Here is a 15,871-nt window from a genome sequence, read left to right as displayed (position 1 = left end):
CGTTGAAACTGAGGCAAAGGCGAACATGACAGCGAAGAAGCCGACCATCATCTACACACTGACCGACGAGGCGCCGATGCTGGCGACTCACGCGTTTCTTCCGGTCATACGTTCTTTCGCCAGCGCGGCCGAGATCAACGTCGAGTCGAGTGACATCTCCGTTGCCAACCGCATCCTCGCCGAGTTCCCCGATTACCTGAACGAAGACCAGCGAGTGACGGACAACCTCGCCGAGCTGGGCAAGCTGACGCAGCTGCCCGAGACCAACATCATCAAGCTGCCGAACATCAGCGCTTCGGTGCCGCAGTTGCTCGCTGCCGTCAAGGAACTGCAGGACAAGGGCTACGCAATCCCGGACTTCCCCGGCAACCCGAAGACCGACGAAGAGCGCGAAATCCGCGACCGGTACACCAAGTGCCTGGGCAGCGCGGTCAATCCTGTTCTGCGTGAGGGTAACTCGGACCGCCGTGCACCCAAGGCCGTCAAGGAGTTCGCCCGCAAGCACCCGCACTCCATGACCGAATGGTCGATGGCATCACGTACCCACGTCGCCCACATGCGCGAGGGCGACTTCTACCACGGTGAGAAGTCGACGGTCGTCGACGGTGACCGTGAGATCAAGATGGAGCTGATCCCGGCCGACGGCGAGCCGATCGTGCTCAAAGAGAAGGTCTCGCTCACCGACGGTGACGTCATCGACTCGATGTTCATGAGCAAGAAGGCACTTCTCGATTTCTACGAGGCCGAGATGCAGGACGCCTACGAGACCGGCGTCATGCTCTCGCTACACGTCAAGGCCACGATGATGCGGGTCTCGCACCCGATCGTCTTTGGCCACGCCGTCCGCGTGTTCTACAAGGACGCGTTCGCCAAGCACAACGAGATCTTCGAAGAGCTCGGTGTCAACGTCAACAACGGCCTCTCGGATCTGTACACCAAGATCGAGACGCTCCCGGCGTCCAAGCGGGACGAGATCATCGAAGACCTGCACAAGTGTCACGAGACCCGCCCGGAGCTCGCGATGGTCGACTCCGCTCGCGGCATCTCGAACTTCCACTCACCCAGCGACGTCATCGTCGATGCATCGATGCCCGCGATGATTCGCGCGGGCGGCAAGATGTGGGGAGCGGACGGCCGCCCCAAGGACACCAAGGCCGTGAACCCCGAGTCGACTTTCTCCCGGATTTATCAGGAGATGGTGAACTTCTGCAAGACCAACGGCCAGTTCGATCCGACGACGATGGGCACCGTCCCCAACGTCGGGCTGATGGCGCAGAAGGCCGAGGAGTACGGCTCGCACGACAAGACGTTCGAGGCACCCAAGGCCGGCGTCGCCAACATCACCGATATCGCCACCGGCGAGGTGCTGCTCACGCAGACCGTCGAGGAGGGCGACATCTGGCGTCTGTGCATCGTCAAGGATGCTCCGATCCAGGACTGGGTCGCGCTGGCCGTGCGTCGTGCGCGCGAGTCGGGAATGCCGGTCGTCTTCTGGCTCGACCCGTACCGCCCCCATGAGAACGAGCTCATCGGGAAGGTGCGCAAGTACCTGAAGGACCACGACACCGAGGGCCTCGACATCCAGATCATGTCGCAGGTCCGCGCGATCCGGTACACGATGGAGCGTCTGGTCCGCGGACTCGACACCATCTCCGCGACGGGCAACATTCTGCGCGACTACCTCACCGACCTGTTCCCGATCCTCGAACTCGGCACCAGTGCCAAGATGCTCTCCATCGTTCCTCTGATGGCCGGCGGCGGACTGTACGAGACGGGCGCGGGCGGCTCGGCCCCCAAGCACGTCAAGCAGCTCATCGAGGAGAACCACCTGCGCTGGGATTCGCTCGGTGAATTCCTGGCTCTTGCAGTGAGTCTCGAGGACCTCGGAATCAAGACCGGCGACATCAAGGCGACCATCCTCGCCAAGGCACTCGACTCCGCCACCGGCAAGCTGCTCGAGAACAGCAAGGGCCCGTCGCGTTCGACCGGCGAACTCGACAACCGTGGCAGCCAGTTCTACCTCGCGCTGTACTGGGCGCAGGAGCTCGCCGAGCAGACCGAGGACGCCGAACTGGCCAAGCACTTCGCCGGACTGGCGAAGACGTTGTCCGACAACGAAGAGAAGATCGTCGCCGAGCTCAACGAGGTCCAGGGCAAGGCAGTCGACATCGGCGGCTACTACTACCCCGACCCCGAAGCAACCGCTGCAGTGATGCGTCCGTCCAAGACGTTCAACGAGGCACTGGAGTCGGCGAAGCAGTAGTTCTTTCTGGCTCACCCCAATACGAATGAATGGTCCATTCACGCGCTAAGACGTTGTGAATGGACCATTCATTCGTATTGGGGTGCAACAACATTCGATCCACCACCCACCCCGTTTGGGATCAATGTGACTTTCACGCGCTCAGACGTACTGAATGGACCATTCAATCCAACGGGGGCGGCACCAAGATGTCGAGGAAGGCCGAACAGCTAGCGCTCTGGCGTCGCCCCGGCAATTGGACGACGGAGATGGTCCGGTGGATTGTCGGCTCGATCGGCAGGTAGACGAGGTTGGCGAATGACATCATCGGCACCACCAGTTCCGGGATCACGGTGATGCCCAGTCCAGCGGCGGTCAGGCCCGCCACGGCGGCGACGTTGTGTGCCTGAACCGACGGTCCGACGTCGACTCCCGCGTTCTCGAGAGCCAGTCGTACATGCGACGCGATGCTGGATTCGGGACCGAAGGCGATGAACGGCTCGTCGGCGAGGTCGGTCCACCTCAGGCTCTTGCGCTGCGCCAGAGCGTGATTCGACGGTAGCGCGCAGACGAACGCATCGGCGCTGACCGTCGTACGCATCAGGTCGTTCGCTCGACCCGAAGCTGCCACCACCGCGAAATCCACGGAGCCGTCGCGGACGGAGGCCACCACGTCGTCGCGTAGCCCGTCCTTGATGTGCACCGAGACGTCGGGATGGCTGTTGCGGAAGTCCACGATGTACGGCGGGAGGAACGTCGCCGCGATCGACGGCAAGCACGCGATGGTGACGGTTCCGCGATCGCCGGAAACGAAGCGTCCGATCTGCTCCAAGCCGTCGTCGAATTCGAGCAATACCCGACGGGCATAGGCCGTCACCTCGTGTCCGTCACCGGTGAGGTCGACGCTGCGGGTAGTGCGCACGAAGAGTCGGACGCCCAGGCGACGCTCAGCCTCGGCGACGGTACGACTCAGATTGGGTTGAGAAACCATCAGCGAGGCAGCCGCTGCGGTGAAACTCGCGTGGTCGGCGAGTGCGACGACGGCGCGTAGATGGGCGATGCCCAGGTTTATGCCCACAGTGCATGAATCTATACCCAACTGATGTTGGACTGCGTAAGTGATCTGCACAACACTCGTTGTATTCGATGAAGGAGATCACATGCTGTCATTGCTCGGCTTCGGGACGATTGCCGTCATCCTGCTGCTGTTGTTCACTCAGCGTGTCGCGGCGATCGTGGCGCTCGCGGGTGTTCCGCTCGCCGCGGCGTTCCTGGCCGGCAACTCGCCGTCCGAGGTGGCAGGGTTCGTCAAGGAGGGACTCGGCGGCGTGGTGGGCGTCGCGGCGATGTTCCTGTTCGCGATCGTCTTCTTCGGGATCATGCGCGACGCGGGGCTGTTCGATCCCCTCATCGCGCGCATCGTGAAGTGGGCAGGCAGTGCTCCGCCGACCGTCGCCGTTGCTACGACGGCTCTCGCTCTGGTCGCCCATCTCGACGGCGCAGGCGCGGTGACGTTCCTCATCGCCGTTCCCGCGATGCTCCCGATCTACGAGCGCCTCGGCATGAGTCGGCTGGTGTTGGCCACCTGTGTCGGGCTCGGTGCGGGCGTGATGAACATCGTGCCTTGGGGCGGCCCGACGGCGCGGGCGGCCGCAACATTGGGCGTCGACGCCAACGAGCTCTGGGTGCCGCTGATTCCCGCGCAGATTGCCGGCGTGGTGTTCGCGTTGGCCATCGCGTACTACCTCGGACGCCGTGAGCGGACACGGTTGGCGAAGGTCGCAGCAGGTGATGTCTCGGCCGAGGTGGAGGAGTCGACAGCCCGCGTCGGGCAGCGAATCCCCGTACCCGCTGTCGGAGGAACAGACGCGCCGGCCTCAGCCGGCTCGGGCGGTGACGAGACCCCAGAAGAGCCCGACAAGCCTGACGAGCCCAGCTTGCTACGTCCGAAGCTGTTCTGGGTCAACGCCGTTCTCGTCGTCGCGACACTTGCCGCGCTGATCGCGGCCGTCGCGCCTCCGGAGACCTGCTTCATCATCGCGACCATCGTTGCGCTCCTGATCAATTACCCGGGCATGAAGGCACAGTCCGCGCGTATCGAAGCGCATGCCGTCGGCGCGATGCTGATGGTGGGCACGCTGCTCGCCGCCGGAGTTCTGCTCGGTGTGCTCGATGGCAGTGGCATGATCGAATCGATGGCCGTCAGCGCCGCCAACGTGATTCCGGACTGGATGGCACCCGCACTTCCGCTCATCGTCGGGGTGTTTGCGGTACCGATGAGTCTGATCTTCGGCCCTGACGCGTACTACTTCGGTGTGCTGCCGGTACTCATCGAGGTCGGCGACCAATTCGATATCAGCGCAATCCATCTCGCTCAGGCGTCGATCATCGGCGAGGAGACCGTCGGCTTCCCGATCAGTCCGATGACGGGCGCGTTCTACCTCCTCGTCGGTCTGGCCAAGGTCGATATAGGCAGGCACATCCGGCACACGATCGGGTGGGCGTGGCTGGTCAGCCTCGGCATGCTTGGAGTCGCCTTCGCGACGGGCGTCATCCCGGTGTGGGTATCGTGAGCGCCCGCGGAACCGTGCGATTGGGCGCGGGCGCAGGGTTTGCCGGCGACCGCATCGACCCGGCTCAGATCTTGGCCGAGCGCGGCGAGCTCGACTATCTGATCTTCGAGTGCCTCGGGGAGCGGACAGTTGCGACCGGGCAGGCACGAAAGCTGCTCGATCCCGCTGCGGGTTACGACCCACTGTTGGCCGCGCGGATGCGGGCAGTGCTGGGCGCGACCACGGAGCAGGGCATCACCGTTGTGACGAACTCGGGAGCGGCGAATCCTGTTGCGGCAGCGGCCGTTGCTGCTCGTGTTGCCGAGCGGGTGTGCGCGCGTTCGGTGCGCATCGCGGCCGTCACCGGCGACGACGTGCTCGACGCGGTACGCCGATTCGATCCGTTGGTGTGGGAGACCGGCCGGCCGCTGTCGGAGCATTCCGAGCAACTCGTGTCGGCCAACGCCTATATCGGTGCCGATGCGGTTCTGCCCGCACTCGACCTCGGTGCCGACGTGATCGTCACCGGCCGTCTCGCCGATCCAGCTCTGTATCTCGCGCCGCTGATGCACGAGTTCGGTTGGGCGGGGCAGGATTGGGAGACGCTCGGTGCCGGTACCGCCGTCGGACATCTTCTCGAATGCGCGGGCCAACTGACCGGCGGCTACTTCGCCGATCCGATCACCAAGCCTGTGCAGGGTCTTGCACATCTGGGATTTCCGTTCGGTGATGTACGCGCCGATGGCACAGCAGAATTCGGCAAAGTCGACGGCACCGGCGGGGAGTTGACGCGGCGAACGTGCGCCGAGCAGTTGCTCTACGAGGTCGGCGATCCGGCCCGGTACTTGACGCCGGACGTGACGGCCGATTTCACCGGAGTCTCGTTCGAGACCGTCGGACCCGACCGGGTGGCGGTGTCCGGGGCGACGGGCAGTACCCGGCCTGAGGAGTTGAAGGTGACCCTCGGATTTCGTGGCGGTTGGCTCGGTGAAGGGCAGATCAGCTACGCCGGGCCACGCGCACTGCAACGCGCCGAGCTTGCCGGAGAGATTGTGCGGCAACGACTGTGGGAGGTGCACGGCATTCCGGCAGAGAATGTCGGCGTCGAGTACATCGGGGCGGGTGCGGCATTCCGCGGACTTGCTGCCCCGACCGATGTCGCCGAAGTGCGACTGCGCGTCACGGCAAAGGTGCCCAACGCGGAGACAGCTTCGTTGGTGGGGTGGGAAGTCGAAAGCCTCTACACCAACGGCCCGGCCGGTGGAGGTGGCGCACGCAGCAGCAGCGCCGAGGTGCTCGCGATCAGATCGTGTCTGATTCCACGTGCACAGGTAACGACCGCTGTACACACCACGGAGGTGACGGTATGAGGACTGTCGACGATCTCGCCGACGTGCGAACTGGGGACAAGGGCGACACCCTCATCCTCGCTGTCTTCCCGCGGACCGACGAACACTACGAATTGCTGACCCGAGAACTGACTGTCGATGCCGTAGCCACGCATTTCGCGCCGCTGGTTACCGGGGACGTGCTCCGCACCCGAATGCCCCTGGTTTCCGGGTTGGTGTTCGAGCTACCCGGCGTGCTCGGCGGGGGAGTGACAGGAAGCCCCGTTCTGGACGGACACGGCAAATGTCTGAGCTACCACCTGCTGAGTATGGCTGTGGGCGAGTAGATCTAGTCGAGCTGCTTGGCCTCGGTGTTGGGCAGCACCGGCAGCGTCACCGGATACAACTGGAAACTTCCGCTCATTCCCTTGAGTTCGACGTCGCGAGGCGTTCCGAGACTCAGGTCGTGCGCCGCGCTGATGGCGTTCCGAACCGGTTCGCTGACCAGAATTTCACCGCCGTCGGCCTGTCCCGCGACGCGTGCTGCCATGGCCACGTTGAGGCCGAACAGGTCGTCGCCGCGTCGCACCGAACTGCCCACGTGCACGCCCATGCGGACGCGGATGCGGTCCCACCGATCAGGGTTTTCCAGCAGTGCTTCCTGGACTTTCACCCCGCAACGCACGGCCTGCGCTGCGTCGGAGAAGGCGATCATGTACCCGTCGCCCTGGCTCTTCACCACGTGACCGCCGTGGTCGTCGACGTGTTTGCGGATCAACTTGTTGTGCTTCTCGAGCAGCTTCACCCAGCCCCGATCGCCCAGTTCCTCGTTGCGTGCGGTGGAGCCCTCGATGTCGGAGAACATCACCACGATGTCGCCGTCGGCGGTCATGCGTGCCAGATCAGGGCGTTCCACCTTGGCCCAGCCCGCGAGGTCTTCGACGGAGTTGCGGACCGTTGCGCCGAAGCCTTTGTTGATGAGCAAGTCCGTGGTGTGGAAGGCGGTTCTGATAGCGAAGGGAACCAGGCCGCGTCGCTTCCGGCGTTGCTGCGATTCGAGAGCACGGTCGAGTGCTCGGCGCGTGTGCTTCAACCTTCGGCGCGAGACGATCAAGACCACACCGAGAGCGATGATGGCGGCGAGCTCGACTCCGGCAACTATCCACAGGATCACGTCGCTCATCCTTGCCTGTCGACCGCACCTGTGGGGGAACAACCGACGGCAAATTGCCGTCGATAGGCCGTCGGTGTCACCGCGAATGCCGAGCGGAAGTTCTGACGCAGGGTGACGGCGCTGCCGAATCCGCACAGCGCCGCAATGTTTTCGATGCTGCGATCGGTGGTCTCCAGCAGGCTCCTGGCCTCGTTCAGTCGCTTGTCGAGCACCCAGCGAGCCGGGGTGGAGCCCGTCTCGAGCTGGAACTGACGGATGAAGCTGCGTCGGCTCATGCGCGCGTGTTCGGCCAGTCGCTCGATGGGCAAGGGCTCGTCCAGACGCTCGAGCGCCCAGCTCAAGACGTCGGCGATCGCAGTGTCTCCCGATGCCTCGATGACCGGACGTTCGATGTACTGCGCCTGACCGCCGTCGCGATGCGGTGCGACCACCAGGCTGCGCGCCACCCGCGTCGCGGCAGCCGAACCGAGGTGCTTGCGGACGATGTGCAGGCAGGAATCGATCGACGACGCAGTTCCCGCGGATGTCATCACGTCTCCGTGGTCGATGTAGAGCACCGACTCGTCGACGCCGGCGTGTGCATTTCGTTCCCGCAGCTCGGTCATCTTGGTCCAGTGCGTGACGGCGGGCCGACCCGCGAGCAGCCCGGTGTCTGCGACGGCGAACGAACCGAGGCACAGACCCGCGATCTGTGCGCCTCGCGCATGTGCTCCGCGGAGTGCGTTCGAGAAGTCAGTTCCTGTGTGGGGCAACGACTCCGGCCACGACGTCACAATGACGATATCGGCCCAGTCGACGGTGCTGGGACCAGCGATCTCACCGATCGGAAACCCTTCCTCGGTGCGGATCGCGCCTGGTTGGTCGGACCACACTCGCGTCTCCCAATCCGTGGCGAGGCCGAGTCGAGTCACCTCGCCGAACACCATCAACGGCGCGGCGAGGTGAAACATCGTGATGCCGTCGAACACATAGAGCGCTATCCGCATGGCCGGCTCCGATCTCGAAAGTTGGCGCAAATCAATCGAAAGTATGCATCCGTGCCACTCGTGAACGCAAGATCAGCACCGGAGTATGGGTATCGACCGAGAACGCCACTTGAAGGAGAACGCCCATGACCGCACCGCGCAGAGCCCTCATCGTCATCGATGTCCAGCGGGAGTACTTCGAGGGTGTGCTGAAGATTCAGTACCCGCCCCGTGACGAGTCGCTGGCCAACATCGTTCGTTCCATCGAAGCTGCCGTAGCGCAGGATGTTCCGGTCGCGATCGTGCAGCACGAAATGCCCGAGGGTTCGCCCGCTTTCGTGAAGGGCACTCCGACGTACGAGCTGCACCCCGATATTCAGGCCGTCGTGCAACCCTCGTTCGAGCGGGTGGAGAAGCAGTACAGCAGCGTGTTCGCAGGAACCGGTGTCGCGAAGTGGTTGCAGGGCAACAATATCGACACCGTCACGATCGTCGGATACATGACCAACAACTGCGACCTTGCCTCCAGTGCCGATGCCGAAGCGCTGGATCTGACCGTCGAGATCCTGTCCGACGCCACCGGCGCGATCAACCTCTCCAATGAGGCGGGCACCGTCTCGGCCGAGCAACTGCACAAGGCGCTGATGGTGCTCTACCAGTCGAACTTCGCGGCGGTGGCGACGACGGATCAGTGGATCGACGCCGTCAAGAACGGAAACGGGCTCACAGCAAACAATCTGGTGGTCTCGGCAGCCCAGGGCAACGACGCGGTGGCCTGACGCTCGGTACGCTGGCTGCGGTGACGGCACGTGCGATAACCGACCAGACACTCGGCGCGTGGGTGATCAAGTGCAATCCGCACAAGACCGATCTGGGGCCGATGGTCGAAGCCGGACGTGCGCACGAGCACTGGTGCGTTGCAGACAACTATCGAACGCGTCTGATGGCACCTGGGCAACCGGTGCTGTTCTGGGTCAGTAGCCATCCGCGACGCGGGATCTGGGGTGCCGGACAGCTGGCCGGCACCCCGGTCCCCGGCCCGCAGTGGAAGATCTCGACGAACATCACGCTGTTCGATGAGCCGATCCTTGCGTCGGACATTCGCTCCATCGAGGAACTGTCGATGCTCGAGGTGTTTCGATCGCCGCAGCAGTCGAACCCGTCCTGGATCGACGCGTCCGCGTGGGAGATAGTAAGAACCCTGCTCCCGGACTGACGGCCAGTGGTGCATGATCGAGAAGTGACTTCCTTCCCGATTGTCGACCTGACTCCCGACGAGCTGCTGACCACGACGCGGACCGTCCGCAAGCGTCTGGACCTGACGCGGCCGGTGCCGATGGAGCTGATCAAGGAATGTCTCGAGATCGCTCTGCAGGCACCGTCCGGCTCGAACAAGCAGGGGTGGCAGTGGATCGTCGTCACCGATCCCGATCTTCGCGCCCGCATCGGTGCGATCTACGGCGAGTTGTTCGCGGCGTATCAGGCGTCGAAGCATTCCGCGTCGGCCTTGTTCGCCGACGATCCCGAACGCGCATCGGTGCAGAAGCGCGTCGGAGACAGTGCCGGATGGCTCGGCGAGCACATGGGCGAGGTTCCGGTGTTGCTGATTCCGTGCATCCAGTCGGGCAAGACTCTTCCGGCGGGTAATCAAGCCGGTCTGTGGGGATCTCTCCTGCCCGCGGTGTGGAACTACGCACTGGCTGCACGGGCGCGCGGTCTCGGAACGGCATGGACCACAATCCATCTCGCGAAGGAAGCCGAGATCTCCGAACTACTCGGCATCCCCGAGGATTTTCATCAGGGCGCGCTGATCCCCACGGCGTACTACACGGGGGAGACGTTCAAGGTCGCTCCGCGCGATCCGATCGAGACGGTGCTGCACGTCGATCGGTGGTGATATTCGGTCAGGGGTGTCAGCGCACGAACGGCATGACCTGGCGCACCTTCGGGTCACGCAGGTAGAGCGCACCCCACACGAGGATGCCGACGTAGACCGCGAAAAGCACCGTGCTGAACAGCGGCTTGTCCACGCGCCAGTTGGTGAGCACGGCTCCACCCAGGTAGCCCGTCAACAGAACCGCACCCAGAAACGCAGTGCGCGGAGTCAAGTACAGCGCCAGTGAGACCAACAAGACGATGCCGATCACCGGCGTCATCTCGTCACGCAAACCGAGGTCGACGGTGGCGTCTTGCACCTGCTGCACATTGAGCAGCTTGGTGACGCCGTCGAAGATCAGGAAGATCGCGATCAGTGCGGTGAGAATCCAGCCGATCCGGGCAGCGGTACGCGAAGTGGTCGCAGGAGGGGTGGTCTGGGTGGTCATGGGAATCTCCGATGGTCGACGGTAAGGATGCGTGGGTATGGACAACTGATCCGTCGGAAACTCACCGGCGGCAGCGAGTCGACCTCCGATCTGGCGCGAAATATGTGTTGCGCGGCTTTGGATATGTCGCAACTGCAGTGGCCGACGGAATGGGAGATGCCGTTGCAGACGACGTTCCACAGCAGTGGGTTCGTTCGGGCGTCACGGAGCACAAGTGGACGGCTTGTTCAGACGATCGTCTCCACGTGGATGATCTCGGTCCTCGCCACTGCACGCCGATGGACGTCGGCGAGCGCGAGGCGCTCGGGATCTTCCATGTAGTCCCGCAGCGCCGAATCGTCCGGCATGTGGATGACCTGCACCTTGAGTGGGCCGTCGCTCGTGCCGACGCGGCGAACCCTGCTCACCACTTCGCCGCCGTACTTCGGGATCAGGTCGAGCACCGTGTCCTCGTATCGAGTCAGTGCGTCGTCCTGTCCGTCCGACGCCCACAGCAGCACACACAGTTTCAGGTTCATGACGCGAGAGGGTACTTGACCGTTCGACGCGACGACCCAGACTTGCTCGGTGGCGGGTACGTTCTGCACATGCCCCAGATCGACATTCAGCGGTGGACGGCGTTCTCCAGTGAGCCGTCAGGCGGCAACCCGGCAGGAGTCGTGCTCGACGCCCGCGGCCTGGACGACAGCGACATGCTCAGGATTGCAGCGGACGTCGGCTACGCGGAGACGGCCTTTGTCACCCCCAGAGATGGCGACCGGAACCGCACTATCCGGTACTTCTCACCGGTCGCCGAGGTGCCGTTCTGCGGACACGCAACGGTCGCAACAGCCGCAGCGATCAGCGCGATCGAGGGAGTCGGCTCGATCCGCTTCTCGACACCGGTGGGCGACATCGAGATCGTGACGAGCATCAGCGCAGATGGTGCGCCGCTGGTGTCGTTCACGAGCGTGGAGCCGAGTACGGGCCCGCTGTCGAGCACGGCCCTCGCCGACGTCCTCGGTGCTCTCGGCCTGACCGCGGACCACCTGCATCCCAATTACGTTCTCGCTGAGGCGTTCGGCGGCAATTGGCACCCCCTCGTCGTTCTCGACAATCGAGACGTCTTCGACGGGTTCACCCCCGATCCCGGCCGCGCTCGTGCAGTGCTCGACGAGCACGGATGGCCGGCGACGATCATCGTCCTCTGCCCGGAAAGCGCCGAGCTGTGGCACGCACGCAATATCTTCCCGGTCGGGTCAATCACGGAGGACCCGGCGACAGGTGCGGCAGCGGCGGCGACCGGCGGGTACCTCCGCGGCTCGCATGCGGTTCGGCCACCTGCGAGCATCGTCATTCACCAGGGAAGCCATGTGGGCCGGCCCAGCACGCTCCTGGTGGACATTCCGTCGAGCGGCGGGATCATCGTGTCCGGTTCGGCTGCGCGCATTGCCTGATCACGTACGCAGGTAGGCCACCACAGCCATCACGCGGCGGCTCATACCGGTGGAGTTCGCCAATCCGAGTTTGTCGAACACGGAGTTGATGTGCTTTTCGACCGAGCTCACCGAGATGTACAGATCGGTTGCGATTCGCGCGTTGGTGAGACCTTGCGCCATCAGCTCGAGCACATCGCGTTCGCGAGGAGTGAGTCGTTCGAGGGGATTGGACCGGGTCGTGCGGGACAGCAGTGCTCGCACCACTTCCGGGTCGAACGCGGTCCCGCCGTCGGCAACTCTGTTCAATGCGTCCAAGAATTCGTCGACCTGTGCGACGCGGTCCTTGAGCAGGTAGCCGACCTTGCCGCCGGATCCGCTGATCAGCTCTGCCGCATAACGGTTTTCGACGTACTGTGAGAGTACGAGTACCGCCACCTCCGGCCATCGATCGCGAATGGTCAGTGCTGCTCGCAGTCCCTCGTCGCTGTGGCCCGGAGGCATGCGGACGTCGGTGACGACGATGTCGGGACGGTCCTGTTCCACGGCAATCAGGAGCGCGGCGGCGTCGCCCACGGACGCGATCACGTCGTGGCCTTCATCGGCGAGCAGCCGCACCAGACCCTCACGCAGCAGCGTGGAGTCCTCGGCGACGATCACCCGCACGGGACGCTCGCCGTCACGACAGTCGGGCCACCGACCGGGCTGTGCACGGTCAGGATGCCGTCCATCGCCGCGACACGACGGGACAGTCCGGACAGGCCGGAGCCGCACGGGTCGGCCCCGCCGGGCCCGTCGTCGACGATGGTTGCGAGAACGCGGTCGAACCTCTGATGGGTCACGGAAACCTCCACCAGTCGAGGCGAGGCGTGCTTGGCTGCGTTGGTCACCGCCTCCGAGATGACGAAATAGAGAACCGTCTCCACCGCGGGACGTAACGTCTCCGTCAGTTCGTACGTGAATTGAATTGGAACACTTGCCCGTTCGGCCATCGTCTCGACCGCAGCCTGCAGACCGGCCTGATCCAGCGCGATCGGGTACACCCGATTGGCGACCTCGCGCAGCTCGCTGATCGCTTCCTGGGATGCGACATGGGCATGGGTGAGGAGCTCGTGCACCTTCTCGGGCTCCTCGGCGCGGCGAGCCCGTCCGATCAGCATCCCCACCGCAACCAACTGCTGCTGGACACCGTCGTGCAGGTCGCGCTCGATGCGGCGGCGCTCGTCGTCGATGGCGTCGACCACGTGATCGCGGCTGCTCGTCAATTCGGCGACACGCTGGTGCAGCAACCGATCCGTCTGTCGGCCGAGTACTTGGACGGCGAACCAGCGGTCCAACGATCCCACCCCTGCTACCCCGGCGATCGCGACGAAGATCAAGAGGATCCCGGGCAGCGACACCAGCGCTACGAGTCCACCGTCGACTCGGTCGGAGTTCTCGATCAGGCCCCAGCGTCCGCTCAGTACCCATGCCGAGACCATCGAGCCGGCCACGACGAGACACGAAGTCAGGAAGAGGACTACGCCTGTTCCAAGCAGTCCGATCATCCACCGCCCGGCGAGATACCAGCGGCAGCGGCGAGCGGTCAGCGGGTCGGTGTGGAGCGTGCCGTGAAAGCGGGTGATCCGCCGAATCTCCCACTCGCTCAGACCAAGTGCGCCGGCATCGACTGCAGCCTTCAATGGTAGTCCCCGCCGACCGAGGATGCGCGCCAGCGCGAGGGCGAGTACTGCTGCCAGGGTGAACAGGAGGGCCGGGACCGCCGTTACGCTACCGAGCAGAACTCCGGACAGTGCCGTGAGCCAACGCCGCAGGACCGAGCTGATCGACATTCGATCCGCCAGGTCGGGTGGGGACACGCCATGGTTTGCCAGCACTCGAGCAGCGTAACCGAGCGTGGGGCCGCTGATATTGCGGAAAACCGCAAGGTTTCACGGAGGCAACCCCATTCGTGTTCGACGGTATTCCTCGATGTCCCGCAGTCAGGAAGTTCATAGCGTTTTCAGCGTCCTTCCTGACACACGACACCGACGAACAGGGGAATTGCAATGTCCGACTTATTGATTGCTGCAGCTGCCGAAACCGAGCAACTCGACGGTCTGGCCGGATGGGCGGTCGGCGTCATGGACGCCCTCGGCGGCCCCGGTGCCGCCGTCGTCGTCGGTGCCGACAATCTGTTTCCGCCAATCCCGAGCGAACTCGTTCTGCCGCTTGCCGGTTTCTCGGCCAGTCAGGGTGTCTTCTCCTTCGGCGCTGCTCTCTTCTGGACCACGCTCGGCTCGGTTCTGGGCGCGATCATCGTCTACGCGGTGGGCGCACTCATCGGACGCGAGCGCACGCGGGCACTGGTGGCGCGAATCCCGCTCATCAAAGCCACCGACTTCGACCGCTCGGAGGCATGGTTCGCCAAGCACGGCTCTAAGGCGGTGTTGCTGGGTCGGATGGTCCCGCTGTTTCGCAGCTTCATCTCCCTACCCGCCGGAATCGAGCGGATGGGAATGGTGAAGTTCCTCGTACTCACCACAATCGGCAGCCTGATCTGGAACACCATTTTCGTCACCGCGGGATATCAGCTGGGTGAGAACTGGCACCTGGTCGACGCGTATGCCGAAATCCTACAGAAGATCGTCATCGTCACGGTCGCAATCACTTTCGTCGTGTTCGTGGCGATGCGGTTGCGATCCCGACTCCAGACCAGGCTGTGACCATGCTTGAATCGAACTACCTGGGCAGCCCCATCTTGTACTGCAAGGCGTAGGCCAGCTTGCCCGGCTTGTCGTCCGAGTACGGGGCCGAGAGCTTCCCGAATTCACCCTTCGTTCTCGCCTTGCCGTCGTTCCATGCGTCCAGAGCGCCGAGTTCCGCTGCGGTGCGGCCACTGTCGATCACAGTGTCTTTCGGTGCCGCGACCTGGGCGCGGGAGACAGACTCGACGGTGCTCAGGTAGCTTGCCAGGTTGTTGCTGTCCCACCCGCTGATGTCGACTTCCGCCGAGTCGCGAACCCATGCACCCCAATAGAATTCCTGGAACGGGATGGTTCCGGGGGTGAAGCCGATGTCGCGGGCGAAGTACGTCAGGCTGCGGTACTTGTCGTTCTGGAACTTGGCGAGGCCGACTCCTGATGGAAGCTGCTCCACGGGAACCTCGTTGCCGTCGACGTCGTAGTTCCATACCCACTTCTCGGCTTTCATTCGAGCCCAGAAATCGGCGGGGCTCAGGTCACTGAGGTTCGCGACCACCCGCAGGCGGAGGTGCAGATTCGGTCCGCCGTCGGCCGTTTCGTAGAACGAGGTGAGTGTGTGGTGTCCGTCGGTCAGGTACGGCACACCGCCCGGCCCGATGACGACCGTCTTCATGGGCGCGATGGTGTCGGGCGTTTCCTGGCCGACGGGGAGGGTGCAGGTGAACGACGACGGATTGTCCAGTCGGGCATCGGGCAACGCGGAGGCGGCCTCTTCCTGGCCGTTGGCCTCGCACCAGTCGTCGAATTTCTTGTTGATCTCGTCTTTGCCGAGGGTGTACCGACCGAGCTTGTAGTACACCTCGTCGTACCCGAGCGACGGTTGCGTCGCACGCACTTCGCCGATCGGGAGGTCGAGAAGCTCACCGGCTTCGGCACATTGGTAGCCGAGGCCTGCGGACGATCCGGTCGGGATGAGGTCTGCGACCTGACACAGCGGCGACGCGGTCCGGGCCGGAGCGGCCGTGGCAACGCCGCCCATGGACGCGGAGACGACAGAGACCAGTGCGAGTGTGCCCAGTAGGGCAGCTCTACGAAGCGAGGCCATTCGTGAAACTCCTATGAGTGCGAGTGAAGTTCCCCGGAGACTGTCGCACTCCGGTCACCGGCCGATGTCGCGGAACCGAACC

17 protein-coding genes are annotated in these 15,871 nt (G+C 63.9%); 9 read left to right on the top strand and 8 right to left on the bottom strand.

The features are described from left to right. Positions 1-25: 25 nt before the first annotated feature. Positions 26-2,263, top strand: coding sequence for an NADP-dependent isocitrate dehydrogenase (locus CH275_RS17620; RefSeq protein WP_094679625.1), 2,238 nt, complete (start codon positions 26-28; stop codon positions 2,261-2,263). 163 nt (positions 2,264-2,426) lie between these two features. On the opposite strand, the gene CH275_RS17615 is transcribed toward CH275_RS17620, so the two are convergent. Then, a complete protein-coding gene (locus CH275_RS17615; RefSeq protein WP_094679671.1) occupies positions 2,427-3,320 on the bottom strand; it encodes a LysR family transcriptional regulator in 894 nt (297 codons plus the stop codon). Between the two features lie 82 nt (positions 3,321-3,402). Between CH275_RS17615 and CH275_RS17610 the strand changes: the two genes are divergently transcribed. Genes CH275_RS17610 through CH275_RS17600 form a run of 3 tightly spaced genes read left to right on the top strand, consistent with a single transcriptional unit; the run spans position 3,403 to position 6,469 of the window. After that, positions 3,403-4,815, top strand: a complete 1,413-nt coding sequence (locus CH275_RS17610) for a CitMHS family transporter (protein ID WP_094679624.1) — start codon at positions 3,403-3,405, stop codon at positions 4,813-4,815. Next, positions 4,812-6,164: an acyclic terpene utilization AtuA family protein gene (locus CH275_RS17605; RefSeq protein WP_256991096.1), complete on the top strand. Its 1,353-nt coding sequence runs from the start codon at positions 4,812-4,814 to the stop codon at positions 6,162-6,164. Before CH275_RS17610 ends, CH275_RS17605 begins: the two co-directional genes overlap by 4 nt. Next, positions 6,161-6,469 (top strand): AtuA-related protein, encoded by a 309-nt coding sequence (locus tag CH275_RS17600; RefSeq protein ID WP_094679623.1) that lies wholly within the window; start codon positions 6,161-6,163, stop codon positions 6,467-6,469. The genes CH275_RS17605 and CH275_RS17600 overlap by 4 nt, the downstream gene beginning before the upstream one ends. 2 nt (positions 6,470-6,471) lie before the next feature. Here CH275_RS17600 and CH275_RS17595 read toward each other — a convergent pair whose 3' ends face one another. Continuing rightward, positions 6,472-7,305: an adenylate/guanylate cyclase domain-containing protein gene (locus CH275_RS17595; RefSeq protein ID WP_179276207.1), complete on the bottom strand. Its 834-nt coding sequence runs from the start codon at positions 7,303-7,305 to the stop codon at positions 6,472-6,474. Beyond that, positions 7,302-8,282, bottom strand: coding sequence for a GlxA family transcriptional regulator (locus tag CH275_RS17590; RefSeq protein ID WP_094679622.1), 981 nt, complete (start codon positions 8,280-8,282; stop codon positions 7,302-7,304). The genes CH275_RS17595 and CH275_RS17590 overlap by 4 nt, the downstream gene beginning before the upstream one ends. Positions 8,283-8,407: 125 nt before the next feature. On the opposite strand from CH275_RS17590, the gene CH275_RS17585 reads away from it, so the two are divergent. From CH275_RS17585 to CH275_RS17575, 3 genes are read left to right on the top strand one after another with little or no spacing between them, the layout of a single operon-like run. Continuing rightward, positions 8,408-9,040, top strand: a complete 633-nt coding sequence (locus CH275_RS17585) for an isochorismatase family protein (RefSeq protein ID WP_094679621.1) — start codon at positions 8,408-8,410, stop codon at positions 9,038-9,040. 20 nt (positions 9,041-9,060) lie between these two features. Beyond that, on the top strand, positions 9,061-9,477 hold the full coding sequence (locus CH275_RS17580; protein WP_256991095.1) for an EVE domain-containing protein: 417 nt from the start codon (positions 9,061-9,063) through the stop codon (positions 9,475-9,477). A gap of 24 nt (positions 9,478-9,501) precedes the next feature. Continuing rightward, complete coding sequence (locus tag CH275_RS17575; RefSeq protein WP_094679620.1) at positions 9,502-10,158, top strand: nitroreductase family protein; 657 nt, start codon at positions 9,502-9,504, stop codon at positions 10,156-10,158. Positions 10,159-10,174: 16 nt separating this feature from the next. Here CH275_RS17575 and CH275_RS17570 read toward each other — a convergent pair whose 3' ends face one another. Next, the gene (locus tag CH275_RS17570; RefSeq protein ID WP_094679619.1) at positions 10,175-10,585 is read right to left on the bottom strand and encodes a DoxX family protein; all 411 of its coding nucleotides are present in this window, start codon (positions 10,583-10,585) and stop codon (positions 10,175-10,177) included. 227 nt (positions 10,586-10,812) lie between these two features. Then, on the bottom strand, positions 10,813-11,103 hold the full coding sequence (locus tag CH275_RS17565) for a DUF1330 domain-containing protein (protein WP_094679667.1): 291 nt from the start codon (positions 11,101-11,103) through the stop codon (positions 10,813-10,815). Positions 11,104-11,172: 69 nt separating this feature from the next. On the opposite strand from CH275_RS17565, the gene CH275_RS17560 reads away from it, so the two are divergent. After that, complete coding sequence (locus tag CH275_RS17560; RefSeq protein WP_094679618.1) at positions 11,173-12,021, top strand: PhzF family phenazine biosynthesis protein; 849 nt, start codon at positions 11,173-11,175, stop codon at positions 12,019-12,021. Here the strand turns inward: CH275_RS17560 and CH275_RS17555 are convergent, their stop codons facing one another. Together CH275_RS17555 and CH275_RS17550 are read right to left on the bottom strand one after the other, a co-directional pair. Beyond that, positions 12,022-12,666, bottom strand: coding sequence for a response regulator (locus CH275_RS17555; protein WP_094679617.1), 645 nt, complete (start codon positions 12,664-12,666; stop codon positions 12,022-12,024). Continuing rightward, positions 12,657-13,877, bottom strand: a complete 1,221-nt coding sequence (locus tag CH275_RS17550) for a sensor histidine kinase (RefSeq protein ID WP_256991094.1) — start codon at positions 13,875-13,877, stop codon at positions 12,657-12,659. The genes CH275_RS17555 and CH275_RS17550 overlap by 10 nt, the downstream gene beginning before the upstream one ends. Positions 13,878-14,048: 171 nt before the next feature. Here CH275_RS17550 and CH275_RS17545 point away from each other — a divergent pair, with 171 nt between their 5' ends. Then, a complete protein-coding gene (locus CH275_RS17545) occupies positions 14,049-14,705 on the top strand; it encodes a DedA family protein (RefSeq protein WP_094679616.1) in 657 nt (218 codons plus the stop codon). Between the two features lie 16 nt (positions 14,706-14,721). On the opposite strand, the gene CH275_RS17540 is transcribed toward CH275_RS17545, so the two are convergent. Further along, positions 14,722-15,789: a ParB/Srx family N-terminal domain-containing protein gene (locus CH275_RS17540; protein WP_094679615.1), complete on the bottom strand. Its 1,068-nt coding sequence runs from the start codon at positions 15,787-15,789 to the stop codon at positions 14,722-14,724. Positions 15,790-15,871 lie beyond the last annotated feature (82 nt).

Source organism: Rhodococcus sp. 06-235-1A, from assembly GCF_002258785.1.
GTDB lineage: Bacteria > Actinomycetota > Actinomycetes > Mycobacteriales > Mycobacteriaceae > Rhodococcoides.
This window is presented reverse-complemented; position numbering and strand designations above follow the sequence as displayed.